Origin of the sequence: Actinospica durhamensis, from assembly GCF_018139695.1 — a bacterium.
Classification (GTDB): Bacteria; Actinomycetota; Actinomycetes; order Streptomycetales; family Catenulisporaceae; genus Actinospica; species Actinospica durhamensis.
The window spans coordinates 1-12,747 of record NZ_JAGSOG010000249.1; the positions used below are offsets into that span (position 1 = coordinate 1).

Below are 12,747 nucleotides of genomic sequence, written 5' to 3' on the forward strand. Positions count from 1 at the left end.
CGAGTAGGCGGACACGCGGTGGGCGGCGTACCGGGCGCGGGCCCGGTACGCCGCCCCCGTCAGTTGCGGCAGGTGCGGCAGTGCGGCAGCCGCGTCAGCCGCGGCCGAGGAAGTCCGTGAGCGCCTCGATCAGCCGGTCCACGTCCGCGTCGTCGTTGTACGGCGCGAGCCCGACGCGCAGGCCGCCGCCGTCGCCGAGCCCGAGGCGGCGCGAGGCCTCCAGGGCGTAGAAGGACCCTGACGGCGCGTGCACCTTCCGCTCGGCCAGGAACCGGTAGGCCTCGACCGTGTCGCGGCCCTCGAACGTCAGCAGCAGCATCGGCGTGCGCCGCTGCGCTCGCGAGTGCACGGTGACGCCCCCGATGTCGGCCACGCCGTGCTCGATCCGGGCCAGCAGCCGGTCCTCGTGCTCGTCCAACGCGGCGAACGACGCCGCCAGCCGGGCCCGGCGACCGGGCGCGTGGCCCGCGTCCCCGGGCGCCACCGCCGCGAGCCCGGCCAGGAAGTCGACCGCCGCACGCGCGCCGGCGAGCAGTTCGTAGGGCAGCGTGCCGAACTCGAAGCGCTCGGGTACGGCGTTCGTCGCGGGCAGCAGCTTGTCGGGCGTGAGCGTCTCGAGCAGCGCCGGGGCCGCGCCGAGCACGCCGAGGTGCGGGCCGAGGAATTTGTACGTTGAGCACACGAAGAAGTCGGCGCCGAGCGCGTCCAGGTCGACCAGCGCGTGCGCGGCGTAGTGCACCCCGTCGACGTACAGCAGCGCCCCAGCGCCGTGCACGGCCCGGGCGATCTCGGGGAGGTCCGGACGCGTCCCGATCAGGTTCGACGCCGCCGTCACCGCCACCAGCCGGGTCCGCTCGCCGAGCACCGCGCGGACGTCGTCGGCGGTCAGTTCGCCCGTCCGCGGCGAGAACTCGGCCCAGCGCACGACCGCGCCGACCGCCTCGGCCGCCTGAATCCATGGTCGAATGTTCGAATCATGGTCGAGCCGGGACACGACGACCTCGTCCCCCGGTGCCCACGACTTCGCCAGCGTCCGCGAGAAGTCGTACGTCAGCTGCGTCGCACTCCGGCCGAACACGACTCCGGACGCCGACGCCCCGAGCAGGTCCGCCAGCGCCAGGCGTCCCGCGTCCACGAACCCTTCCGCGTTGCGCTCCCCCACAGTCCACTGCCCGCGATTCGACAGCGGCCCGGCCAACGCCTCGCCCATCGCGGCGATCACCGGCCGCGGCGTCTGCGAGCCGCCGGGCCCGTCGAAGTGCGCGTATCCCGCCTCCAGGGCCGGGAACTGTGTGCGGACGGCGGCGACGTCGTAGCTCACGGGGTCTCCTGCGGTGCGTGGCTTGGGGCGCGGGGGTAGCAGAGTACCGGCTGGGGAAAATCAAGCAGGATGGCGGGCTGAGTCTGCGCCCTGCGCCCCGCCGGTGCGGCTAGCATGATCGGGAGTGCGCGCGGCGCGGGTAAGGAGGGTGCGATGGCCGGGGACGCGGGGCTGTACGCGATCAGCGATCTGCACGTCGGTTATGCGGAGAACCGCGAGTACGTCGACAAGCTCGAGCCGGACACGCCCGAGGACTGGCTGATCGTGGCCGGGGACGTGGCGGAGCGGTTCCTGGACGTGGCGTGGACGCTGCACACGCTGCGCGGCCGGTACGCGAAGGTGTTCTGGGTGCCGGGCAACCACGAGCTGTGGACGGTCAGGAACGACCAGGTGCAGTCGCGGGGCACGGAGCGCTACGAGCAGCTGGTCGAGCTGTGCCGGAAGCTGGACGTGGTCACGCCGGAGGACCCCTACGAGGTCTGGCACGGGCCCGACGGGGAGCGGACCCTGATCGCGCCGCTGTTCGTCCTCTACGACTACTCCTTCCTGCCGCCGGGCGCCACGACGAAGGAGGAGGGCCTGGCCGTGGCCGCGGAGGCGGGCATCATGGCCAGCGACGAGGTGATGCTGCATCCGGACCCCTACCCGTCGCGCGAGGAGTGGTGCGCGGCGCGGGTCGCGCTGACCGAGCGGCGGCTGGCGGAGCGGGCCGAGGGCCTGCCGACCGTGCTCATCAACCACTTTCCGTTGACGAAGGCGCCGACGCTTCCCCTACGCTACCCCGAGTTCGCGCAGTGGTGCGGCACGACGCGCACGGCCGAATGGCACACCCGCTTCGATGCGCGCACGGTCGTCTACGGCCACCTGCACATCCCGCGCACGACCGAGGAGGACGGGGTGCGCTTCGAAGAGGTCTCCCTCGGCTATCCGCGCGAGTGGGGCCGGCGCGGACCGGCGCCCCGGCCGCGGCTGATCCTGCCGGGCGGGCGGCGGTGACACCGCCGGGCGGGCGGAGCTGACGAAGCATGGCCTGTGGGTGCGGCTGACGGGGCGAGGCGACACGCGCGGTTCCGGGGGACGTGGGGCGCGCTGGACAGTGCGACGCCTTCCGTTACTCTGCGACTCACCCCTGCGCGTCAGCCTTCGACAGATTGGCCGGTCATGAGCTTCGCGAGCCCGTTCCCGCCGGTGCGGATCCCGGATGTCTCCCTGTTCGAATACGTCTTCGGCGCGCCCGGACGGCTCGAGGGCGCGGGGCGCACCGCGTTCATCGACGCGGCGACGGGCGAGCGGGTGGACTTCCAGCAGGTGCACGACCGCGTGCTCGCCGCGGCCGGCGCGCTGGCCTCGCTCGGGGTGACGCCGGGTTCCGTGGTGGCGCTGCACGCGCCGAACAGCCCGGAGTTCGGCGTGGCGTTCCACGCGATCCTGCGCGCGGGCGCCGCCGTCACCACGATCCCGACGCTCGCGACGGCGGACGACGTCGCCCGGCAGCTGCGCGCGAGCAACGCGATCGCGCTGATCACCGACCCGGCCGTGACCGGCACCGCCCTTCCCGGCGCCACGGCCGCCGGGCTGCCGGACGAGCGCGTGCTGCTGCTCGGACGCGGCGACGGGACGGACGGCGTGGGCGGCACGGGCGGCGGCCACGCGCGCCTGTCCGACCTCGCCGCGCTCGGGCACCAGCCGCCTGAGGTCGACATCGATCCCGCGACGCACGTCGCGGCCCTGCCCTACTCGTCGGGCACGACCGGCCGGCCGAAGGGCGTGCGCCTGAGCCACCGCAACCTCGTCGCCAACCTCGCGCAGATCGAGACCAACTTCGGCATCCAGCCCGACGAGATGATCATGGCAGTGCTGCCGTTCTTCCACATCTACGGCATGACGGTGCTGCTGAACCTCTCGCTGCGGCTGCGCACGACGCTCGTGACGATGCCCCGCTTCGAGCTCACCGCGTTCCTCGAGGCGATGGCCACCCACCGCGTCACCTGGGCGTTCATCGCCCCGCCGATAGCGGTCGCGCTGGCCAAGCACCCGGCCGTGGACGCGTACGACCTGTCCGACCTGCGCGTGGTCTTCTCCGGCGCGGCGCCGCTGGACGGCGAGCTCGGCAAGGCCCTCGAGGACCGGCTCGGCGTCACCGTGGTGCAGGGCTACGGCATGAGCGAACTGAGCCCGGTCTCCCACTTCACCCCTTCCACGGCGAAGGACGTGCCCTGCGACAGTGTCGGCTTCGCCGCGCCGAACTCCGAGAACAAGCTGCTCGACCCGGCCACCGGCGCCGAGATCGAGCTGCCGAGCGAGGGCGTGAGCGAGCGCGGCGAACTGTGTGTGAAGGGCCCGAACGTGATGCTCGGCTACCTCGACGACGCCGCCGCGACCGACGCGATGATCGACGCCGACGGCTTCCTGCACACCGGCGACGTCGCCACGGTGGACGCGCGCGGCGTGGTCACGATCGTGGACCGGATGAAGGAGCTGATCAAGTACAAGGGCTACCAGGTGGCCCCGGCCGAACTCGAGGCGCTGCTGCTGACCCACCCGTCGATCGCGGACGCGGCGGTCATCGGCGTGCGCAACGAGGAGGGCGAGGAGGTCCCGAAGGCCTTCGTGGTCCGGCAGTCGGGCACCGAGCTGACGGCGCACCAGGTGGTCGAGTTCGTCGCCGCACACGTCGCCCCGTACAAGAAGGTCCGCCGGGTGGAGTTCGTGGACATCGTGCCGAAGTCCGCGTCTGGCAAGATTCTGCGACGGGAGTTGCGGGACCGGGAGCGTGGTGGCACGCCGGGCAGGTGAGGAAAGGCGGAAGGGCGCATGGCGGCAGGGGCAGGCGTGGGTTCGGAGTCGGGCGTGGGGTCGCGGACGGGCGATGAGCCGGGCGGTGGCGGGCCGATCCTCTTTCTCGACGTGGACGGTCCGCTCAATCCGTACGCGGCGCCCGTCGAGGACCACCCGGACGGCTACCTGACACACCGGATGCGTCCCGCGTCGTGGGCGCAGGACTATCCGCCGGTCTCGCTCGACGGCGGCGGCGAGCGCATACCGACCCTGCGGGTCTGGCTCAATCCGTCCCACGGCGGGGCGCTGCTGCGGCTCCCGGTCGAGCTCGTCTGGGCGACGACGTGGGGCCACGAGGCGAACGAGTGGATCGGTCCGCACCTCGACCTGCCGGAGCTGCCGGTGGTCGAGTGGACGCAGCAGGACATGTTCGGCAGCGCCCTCGACGGAGGCAGCGGCGACGCGGAGGACGACGAGGCGACGTTCTGGAAGACGCGCTTCGTCGCGGCGTACGCCGCCGGCCGGCCCTTCGCATGGTTCGACGACCAGCTCGAGGCCGCCGACATCCGCTGGTGCGACGCGCACCACCCCGCGCCGACGCTCCTGCTGCCGATCGATCCCGCACTGGGACTGTGCGACGGCGACTTCGAGGCGGTCGAGCGGTGGGCGAAGCAGCTGTGACGGGCATCCGCGTGAAGACCGCCGTCGCACGTGTGCGGATCAGCGGTGTGATCGCCGGCCAGTAACGGTGCTTCTTGTCAGCATGCCGATCTACGGTGCTGGCATGGACCTGAACCTGCGCTGCTCAGCCCGTGCGATCATCCTCGACGAGGAGGATCGAATCCTGCTCTGCCGGTTCGTCTTCCCGCACCCGGCGGTGCCCGGGCCGGAGAAGGCCGTGTGGGCGGCTCCAGGCGGCGGCATCGAGCCCGGCGAGGACCAGCTCACGGCCTTGCGCCGTGAGCTCCGTGAGGAGATCGGTCTGGCGATCACCGCCGACCCGCCGCACGTCTGGCACCAGGTCGTCGTCGGCCCCGACCACGCGCCGGGCCACGACGGCATCATCAACGACTACTTCCTCGTCAGGACGAGTCGTTTCGAACCCCGAGGCGAGCTGACAGACGATCAGCTCGCCGCCGAGGAGAACCTGGCGGCATTCCGCTGGTGGCGGTTCCCGGAGATCGCCGGCCACACCGGACCCGATCTGTTCTCGCCCCGCGACCTCGCCACGCCCTTGGCCGAGTTGCTCTCTGCAGGGGCTCCGGCCGAGCCGGTCCGGCTGGGCCTCTAGCTTGCTCCGGATCGGCAGCCTAGGCCTGTCGTGGATGGGCTACGTGGGATCGGCATAGTCGTAGACGCAGACGGTGATGTCGGCGTCGGTCAGGCGCTGCGTGATGAGCGGCTCGACGCGGTCCCAGCTGCCGCCGGCCAGGCCGCAGCCGATGCGGGGCATGTGGACCGTTGCGCCGAGGTCGCGGGCTTCGAGGGCGAGTTTGGCGAGTGCGGTGTCGAGCGCGTCGTAGCGGATGGGCGGGCCTTTGCTCCCGGGGCGGATGCCGTGCTGGCCGATCATGTTCGCCACCCAGATGTAGCGCTCGACCCGCACGACCTGGAGGGCGCCGAGGCCGAAGCCGTTGGTGGCGCGTTCCTTGTGCCAGCGGCGGTACTCGGTCTCGGGCTGGGGCCAGCGCTTCGAGACGGCCAGCACGAAGCCCTTGCCCCAGCCGCCGAGGTCGTTGCAGACGTGCGCGATCAGCTTGCGGCCCTTGCCGTGCGGCGACGTGGCGTCGCCGCGGATGTACGTGATGCCCGTGTCCGACCCCGTGTTCTCTCCCATGGAACCACGTTAGCCGGGGGCACTGACAGAAACCGGTGACGCGGTTCGGGTCAGACCGTCCTGAATCCCAGGGTGAAGGTCGCCGGTGTGGGCTGGACGTGCTCGGATGCGGGGAGGGGGTCGCCGCAGGCGGCGCTGCCGATGCCGCAGTGTTCGTCGTCGAGGTACAGGTGGATCAGACCGTCGGGGTGCAGTTCATGCCGATGTTGCGCGGCGTCGAGGGCCTGGGTGCGCCACGGGCGCGCCGTCAGGTTCGTGTGTGGGGCGCCGAGGATTTCCAGGCCGGATGCGCCGGTCACCCCGTTACCGCCGCGGCCGCCGACGTCGGCGCCGGTGAATCGGGCCCAGCGGACGGCGCGGCGGTTGCCGTTCTCCTGCGGGCGGACGTACGGGGTCTGCATCCCGGCCACGGACGCGCGGAACCTGCCGACGCGTACGGCGGCGCCGGTGTCGCGGTAGGCCTCGCCGGGGCCTTCACCGAACCACTCGACCTGGTCGAGGGCGCCCGGGAGCGAAAGCGCGACGCCTCGGCGGGGCAGCGAGCAGGGCCAGGTGCCGTAGGGCTGGAGTTCGAGGGTGAGCCACAGCGTCTCGTCTCCGTCTCCTGCGGTGGGAGCAGCGGCGGCGGCCCAGCGGTAGGTGGCGTCTATGCCGTGGTCGACGCCTGCCGCGGTCACTCGTTCGCGCACGACGAGGCCGGAGGCGCTCGGCTCGACGCTCAACGTCTTGTGGTGCAGGCGATGCAGGCCCGCGGCGCGCCAGGTCGTTGCGAGCGGCGTGCCGTAGATGGTGCGTTCGTCGTTGTCGATGGTGGCTCGCCAGAGGTCCAGTCGCGGGCCGTCGAGCCCGATGGCGCCGATCTTGCGCAGGACGCCGTGGTGGGCGTCGAACTCGGCGTTGCCCAGGTGGATGGCGGCAGGTGTGGCAGGAGCCGCGTGCGCGGGCAGGCTGGTGGCCGGGGCTGGTGAGAGGCGGGACGCGACAGGCTCGGGCGTGTGGGCGGGGGCTTGGCCCCAGGTGACTTCGTGGCCTGCGTCAGCCCAGGGCTCGGGCTTGGCGAGCGCGCCGGAGACGGTGAGCCAGTGCTCTGTAACCGCGTCACCGGGCTCGTCAGGCTGCTGCGCCGCCTGCTCGGGCCACGGGAGGGTGGCGCTCGATCCCGGGGCGATGGGTTCCACGTCGAGCGTTCCCTGTGCGATCAGGACGCCGTCGCCCTCAACCTGCCAGGCCCACGTCAGGTAGCCGGTGTCGCGGCTGTGGTGGCGATTCTCGATCGTCAGGGTCCTGGTCTCGGTGTCGCAGGACACGCGTACGGGCTCGCTGATGCGCTTGTAGTCGAGTAGGCCGGGTGACGGGGTGCGGTCGGGGAAGACGAGGCCGTCGGCGACGAAGTTTCCGTCGTGGACCTCCTCGCCGAAGTCTCCGCCGTACGCGTAGTACGTCGCGCCGTTCGCGTCGGTCCGCTCGATCCCGTGGTCGATCCACTCCCACACGAAGCCGCCGGCCAGGCGCGGGTGCGCGTCGAACATGTCGCGGTATTCGCGCAGGCCGCCGGGTCCGTTGCCCATGGCGTGGGCGTACTCGCACAGCATGAACGGCAGGGCGCGGCGGTGGGCGTCGTGCGCGGAGTCGGCGGTCGGGGCCTCCTGGGCCAGGCCGCGCAGCTTCACCGCCTCGAATCCCGTGTACATCTCGGAGAACACGTCGACGTACGCGCAGCTCTCGCGGTCGCCTTCGTAGTGGATCAGCCTGCTGCCGTCGCGGGTGCGGATCCACTCGGCCATGGCGGCCAGGTTCTCACCGACGCCGGATTCGTTGCCGAGGGACCACATGATGATCGACGGGTGGTTCTTGTCCCGCTCGACCGTGCGCTGCGCCCGATCGAGGTAGGCCTCGCGCCAGGCCGGGTCGGCGCTCGGGTTGCCGCGCCAGCCGACCCGCTCGAAGCCGTGGGTCTCGAGGTCGCACTCGTCGATGACCCACAGGCCGTAGGTGTCGCAGAGCTCGAGGAATTCCGAGTGCGGCGGATAATGGCTGGTGCGCACGGCGTTGACGTTGTGCCGCTTCATCATCAGCACGTCTTCGAGCATGGTCGCGCGGTCGAGCGTGCGCCCGGTGCGCGGGTGCCACTCGTGCCGGTTCACGCCGCGGAAGGTGATCGGCCTGCCGTTGGCCAGGATCCGGCCGGATTCGACGGCGACGCTGCGGAAGCCGATGCGCAGCGGCACCCGCTCGCCGTCGGCGACGAGTTCGGCCTGGTACAGGCGCGGCGTCTCGTCGGACCACGGCTCGACGCCCGCGAGCACGTGCGGACCGGCCGGGTCGGCGTGCTCGAGGCCGAGTTCGGGCACAGACAAGGTGGCGGCGTGCGGCGTGTCCACGCGCAGGGTGCCGGTGCCGGTCTCGGCGTCGTAGTCGGCGTGCACGAAGAAGTCCTCGATACCGCGGGTCAGGATCCGCACGGACCGGAAGATGCCGGAGAGCCACCACATGTCCTGGTCTTCCAGGTAGCTTCCGGCAGACCACTGATGCACCCGGACGGCGAGCACGTTCGGCCCGACGCGCAGGGCGTGGGAGACGTCGAACTCGGTCGGCAGCCGGCTGCCCTTGCCGTCGCCGAGCGCGATCCCGTTGAGCCACACGGCGAAGCACGAGTCCACGCCCTCGAAGCGCAGGGTCGCGCCCGGGCCCAGCGGGAAGTCCGCCGGCACCTCGAACGCGCGGCGGTACTCGCCGGTCGGGTTCGCGTCGGGCACGCGCGGCGGGTCGACCGGGAACGGGTAGACGATGTTCGTGTACGCGGGCGAGCCGTGGCCGTGCAGCTGCCACAGGCTCGGGACGGGCAGGTCGGTCCAGCCCCGGGCCGCCGCGTCGTCCGCCGCCTCCGGGCCCGCCGCCTCGAACTCCGCGGCCTCGAAGCCGGGTGTGAGATCGGACAGGCCGTGCGCCAGCCGGAAGCGCCAGGTGCCGTCGAGTTCGAGCGAGGGCAGGCTGGAGGCGAACGACGCGCGGGCGGGACGTCGGCCGCGGCCCGGCCGGTACGACTCGACGTACCCGAAAGCGTCCTCGGAGTCCATCATCGCTGTCCCCTCGCGCCCATGTTGGGATCTTGTCCGGCTGTGTTCGATTGCGTGCGGATACTAGCGAGCCGCTCCGCGAGACACAAGATCCGTCAGATGCCTGAGGGCGTCGGGTACGGCATCGCGATCAGCCCCGGGACGCCAGCGCTCGCGCTGCTCAGCGGAAACACCACGGCGAGGTCGTTGTTCGTGCCGACGGCGTAGAAGTCGGTCACGAACGCCGAGGCGTCCACGGTGAACGCCTTGTTCTGCTCGGCGGTGAGTTTGCTGCTGTAGAGCGCCGCGCCGCTCGCGCCGTTGAGCGTGTAGAGCGAGAGCGCGCCGTAGTGCCCCGAGATCACGACCACCTTCGATCCGTCGACGGCGAGCGGCTCGGTGATGTCGGTGTCCGTGGGGCTCTGCACGAGCGTCTGGTTCCACTTCTCGCTGTCGGTGGCCAGGTCCACCGCGAGGATTCCCTCCGTCGAGGACGCGTAGCGGGAACTGGGCGCGGCCGGCAGGTAGAGCATGTCGCCGGACATCAGCAGGCCGGACGTGCCGTTGCCGTTCATGCCGCTGCTGCCCACGACGGCGGTGTCAGAGCCCTGCACGTTCGCCACCACGACGTGGTTGGTCACCCCGGCCGGCACAATGAGCAGTTCCTCCTGGGGGCTGGCCAGCTCGCACCCGATGACGATGAACTGCGGATCGACGGCTATGAACGCGGAGATCGTGGCGGCGCTGACGTTGCCGCATTCGTCCAGCGGCGCCACGGTGCTGATCTTCGTGGTGCCGCCGTGTCCGCTCACCGCGACGAGGCTGGTCGTGCCGCCGCAGCTGCCGAGCGCGTAGACGAGCGAGCCGAGCGCCTCCGCGAAGCCGCTGAGCGAGCAGCCGCCGGCGACACCACCCGGACCCAGGTTCGTCGCGAAGTTCACGGCGCCGCTGGTCGCGTTCACGCTGACCATGTCGACGTCCGCCTTGTCGGCACCCGGGGCCGGGTCCTTGCTGCCGGCGTACGGCGCGACCACGACGCCGTTCGCGATGGACAGATCGAGCCCGCCGACGAGGTCGGGGAAGCCGGTGGCGCCAGGCTGGATCAGGCTCACCGGCTTGGACCAGCCGAGCTTCCCGGTGGACAGGTCGACGGTCTCGAGCTCGTTGCACTCCTCGATGCCGACCGTGGTGTTCATCGAGCCGTAGTCGAACGCGCCGACGCCGTTCCACGTGTCCTGGCTCATGTTGCACATGATTCCGTCGTCGGGCACGGTCCAGGTCCACAACTGCTTGCCGGTGGCCGCGTCGTACGCGGTGAGCGACTGGTCGCCGCCGACGATGACGCTGGTGCCGGTCGTCCAGATGCCGCCGAAGCCGCCCTGGCCGTCGAGGCCCCAGGGGTAGCCGGACACGGACGAGGACGCCGCGGCGGTGCTCGTCGAGCTCGTACTCGAACCTGTGCCGGTGCCGGTCGGGCCGGTCAGGAACGTCAAAGAGTGCTGTGATCCGGGCAGGACCACCGCGAAGACGACGATGAGCGCGGTGACGAGCGCTCCGAGCCCGCCCAGCACGCTCCATTGCCGACGCTTCGGCGACCACTGCGACCACGATGACCACCGTCGCGCGGGGGCGCCGGCGACGTGGCCGACGTCGGTGACGGTCGAGAGGTCGAGCGGTGCGGGATGGGCGGCGGCGTAGGGAGGTCGCGGCAGCTGCGGCGCGGGCGCCCCGGCCAGGCTCAGCAGCGGGATCAGCGCGGTGGCGGAGGGACGGGCTGCCGGGTCCTTGGCCAGGCACCGGGCGATCAGCTCTCTGAGTGCCGGGTCCGGTACGTCGGCGAGGGACGGCTCCGCGTGCACGGTGCGGAAGTAGACGGCGGCGGGCTCGCCCTCGCCGTACGGGTTGTGGCCGGTCGCCGCGTAGCAGAGCACGCCGCCGAGGCCGAAGACGTCGGCGGCGGGAGTGGCCGACGGCGTCTGGAAGCGCTCCGGGCTGACGTACCCGGCACCGCCGAACAGCGCGTCGCCCTGCAGGGTGGTGGCGCCGTCGAGCGCGGCGGACAGGCCGCAGTCGATCAGCTTGGGGCCGTCGGCCGCGAGCAGGATGTTCGAGGGCTTCACGTCCCGGTGCACGACGCCCGCGTGATGGATCGACGCCAGCCCGTCCGCGAGGCCCGCGCCGAGCAGCCAGACGGCGGAGACGGGCAGCGGCCCGCCCGACTTCACCACGGCGTCGAGCGTCGGCGCGGCCACGTGTTCGGTGGCCACCCACGGCTCGGCGCCCTCGGTGTCGGCGTCGAGCAGCGGCACGACGAAGCGCCCGTGCACCCGCCGGAGCGCGTCCACCTGCCGGCGGAACCGGACCCGGAAGCCCGCGTGCTGCGCCAGGTGCGGGTGCACGAGCTTGACCACCGCGGCGCGGCTCCCCTGCTGCTCGCCGCGCGCCTGGCCGCGGCCGAGATAGTCGCGGCCGAGCGCGTCGGAGCCGAGTCGGCCCTCGAGCCGATACGGTCCGATCCGCTCGGGATCGGTGTCGAGCAGAGGACTGATTCCGTTCATGCTGCGCTCCCCGCCTCCACTGCGCCGGCCTGTGGTGTCGCCGCACGGCGCGCGCCACTGTAGGCCTACCCGGTCAGGGACCCCTCCCGAAACCGAGGTCGGGCGCGGATTGCGGGCCGCCGGCGCGGCCGGGCAGAGCGGATCAGAGCAGGAACTTCTCGTAGCCCTTGTCCGAGGGGCTGGGCGGAGTCCAGGCGGCCACGGAGGCCATCTGGCGCAGCATCAGGCCGGAGCCGAGGTGCCCGGCGAGGCCGACGGCGGCGTTGCGCAGAGCGATGCCGAACGCGGAGTGCGCCTGCTGCATGCGCCCGGCCCGGAAGGACTGGCGGGCGATGCCGACGGTGCGGTTGCGGCGCGCGTCGGTGTACGCGGCCAGAGCCGAGGCGACGTCGAGGAACCCGCCGTCGTCCTCTTCCTCGAGTTCGTGGGCGAGCACCACGGCGTCCTCGATGGCCTGGCAGCCGCCCTGGCCGAGGTTCGGGGTCATCGCGTGCGCGGCGTCGCCGACGAACGCGACCCGGCCGACGTGGTAGTTCTGCAGCGGCTTGTCCAGCCAGTAGATGTCGTTGCGCAGCAGGGCCTCGTTGTCGGTACTGCGGATCAGGTCGGGGATCGGGGCGTGCCAGTCGGCGAAGCGCTCGAGCAGCGCGCGCTGTTCGTCCTCGAACCTCGTTCCCTCCGGCAGGTTCGCCGTCGCGTAGCAGTACAGCAGCTTGCCCGGGAGCGGGACGATGCCGAACACGGCGCCGCGCCCCCAGGTCTCGCTCGGCTCGATCCGCAGGCCGGCGGGCGCCTGGACGATCATGCGCCAGGCCGTGAAGCCCGCGTACGCGGGGCCGGGGTGGGAGCGCACCAGCGCCTCGCGGACCGAGGAGCGCAGGCCGTCGGCCGCGACGACGAGGTCGGCGCTGCGTTCGCCGTGCTTCGTGCGCACCCGGGCCGCGCGGGTCTCGTCGCCCGCGAGCACCTCCTCGACCGGGGTGTCGAGGTGGAGGGCGGCCGGGGGCAGGCGGGAGCTGAGCGCGTCGATCAGCTCGACCCGCGGCACGACGACGAGGGGGCGGCCGAAGTGCTGGGCGACCTGGCCGAGGTCGGTGCGCACCAGCCAGCGCGGGGACCGTTTCGGGGCGCCACGGGGCGCCTCGAGCCGTCCGCGGGCGTTACTCCGGCCGTGCGGCCAGCACGTGCACCTGCGTG

General features: G+C 72.0%; 9 protein-coding genes. 4 read left to right on the forward strand and 5 right to left on the reverse strand.

The window, feature by feature from the left end:
• Positions 1–94: 94 nt before the first annotated feature.
• Positions 95–1,321 carry a cysteine desulfurase-like protein gene (locus KDL01_RS32290; RefSeq protein ID WP_212532463.1) on the reverse strand — a complete coding sequence of 409 codons (1,227 nt, stop codon included), beginning with the start codon at positions 1,319–1,321 and terminating at the stop codon, positions 95–97.
• A 153-nt stretch (positions 1,322–1,474) separates the two neighbouring features.
• Between KDL01_RS32290 and KDL01_RS32295 the strand changes: the two genes are divergently transcribed.
• The 4 genes from KDL01_RS32295 (at position 1,475) to KDL01_RS32310 (ending at position 5,390) form a co-directional block, all read left to right on the forward strand.
• Positions 1,475–2,317 (forward strand): metallophosphoesterase family protein, encoded by an 843-nt coding sequence (locus KDL01_RS32295; protein ID WP_212532464.1) that lies wholly within the window; start codon positions 1,475–1,477, stop codon positions 2,315–2,317.
• Positions 2,318–2,482: 165 nt separating this feature from the next.
• Positions 2,483–4,117 (forward strand): AMP-binding protein, encoded by a 1,635-nt coding sequence (locus KDL01_RS32300; protein ID WP_212532465.1) that lies wholly within the window; start codon positions 2,483–2,485, stop codon positions 4,115–4,117.
• Positions 4,118–4,171: 54 nt separating this feature from the next.
• Positions 4,172–4,780, forward strand: coding sequence for an HAD domain-containing protein (locus KDL01_RS32305; RefSeq protein WP_212532466.1), 609 nt, complete (start codon positions 4,172–4,174; stop codon positions 4,778–4,780).
• Positions 4,781–4,883: 103 nt separating this feature from the next.
• Positions 4,884–5,390, forward strand: coding sequence for an NUDIX hydrolase (locus tag KDL01_RS32310; protein ID WP_212532467.1), 507 nt, complete (start codon positions 4,884–4,886; stop codon positions 5,388–5,390).
• A gap of 39 nt (positions 5,391–5,429) precedes the next feature.
• Here the strand turns inward: KDL01_RS32310 and KDL01_RS32315 are convergent, their stop codons facing one another.
• From KDL01_RS32315 to KDL01_RS32330, 4 genes are all read right to left on the reverse strand, one after another.
• Positions 5,430–5,936 carry a macro domain-containing protein gene (locus tag KDL01_RS32315; RefSeq protein ID WP_212532468.1) on the reverse strand — a complete coding sequence of 169 codons (507 nt, stop codon included), beginning with the start codon at positions 5,934–5,936 and terminating at the stop codon, positions 5,430–5,432.
• 50 nt (positions 5,937–5,986) lie between these two features.
• Positions 5,987–9,013, reverse strand: a complete 3,027-nt coding sequence (locus KDL01_RS32320; protein ID WP_438802003.1) for a glycoside hydrolase family 2 TIM barrel-domain containing protein — start codon at positions 9,011–9,013, stop codon at positions 5,987–5,989.
• Positions 9,014–9,108: 95 nt separating this feature from the next.
• On the reverse strand, positions 9,109–11,550 hold the full coding sequence (locus KDL01_RS32325; RefSeq protein WP_212532470.1) for a serine/threonine protein kinase: 2,442 nt from the start codon (positions 11,548–11,550) through the stop codon (positions 9,109–9,111).
• A 142-nt stretch (positions 11,551–11,692) separates the two neighbouring features.
• Positions 11,693–12,747, reverse strand: a 1,055-nt coding sequence (locus KDL01_RS32330; RefSeq protein WP_212532471.1) for an FAD-dependent monooxygenase, incomplete at its 5' end; no start/stop codon positions are given.

Excerpts from the sequence above, each read along its gene's own strand:
- KDL01_RS32315 (WP_212532468.1), bottom strand. The coding sequence starts at position 5,936 with ATGGGAGAGAACACGGGGTCGGACACGGGCATCACGTACATCCGCGGC.
- KDL01_RS32295 (WP_212532464.1), top strand. The coding sequence starts at position 1,475 with ATGGCCGGGGACGCGGGGCTGTACGCGATCAGCGATCTGCACGTCGGT.
- KDL01_RS32310 (WP_212532467.1), top strand. The coding sequence starts at position 4,884 with ATGGACCTGAACCTGCGCTGCTCAGCCCGTGCGATCATCCTCGACGAG.
- KDL01_RS32320 (WP_438802003.1), bottom strand. The coding sequence starts at position 9,013 with ATGGACTCCGAGGACGCTTTCGGGTACGTCGAGTCGTACCGGCCGGGC.
- KDL01_RS32300 (WP_212532465.1), top strand. The coding sequence starts at position 2,483 with ATGAGCTTCGCGAGCCCGTTCCCGCCGGTGCGGATCCCGGATGTCTCC.
- KDL01_RS32325 (WP_212532470.1), bottom strand. The coding sequence starts at position 11,550 with ATGAACGGAATCAGTCCTCTGCTCGACACCGATCCCGAGCGGATCGGA.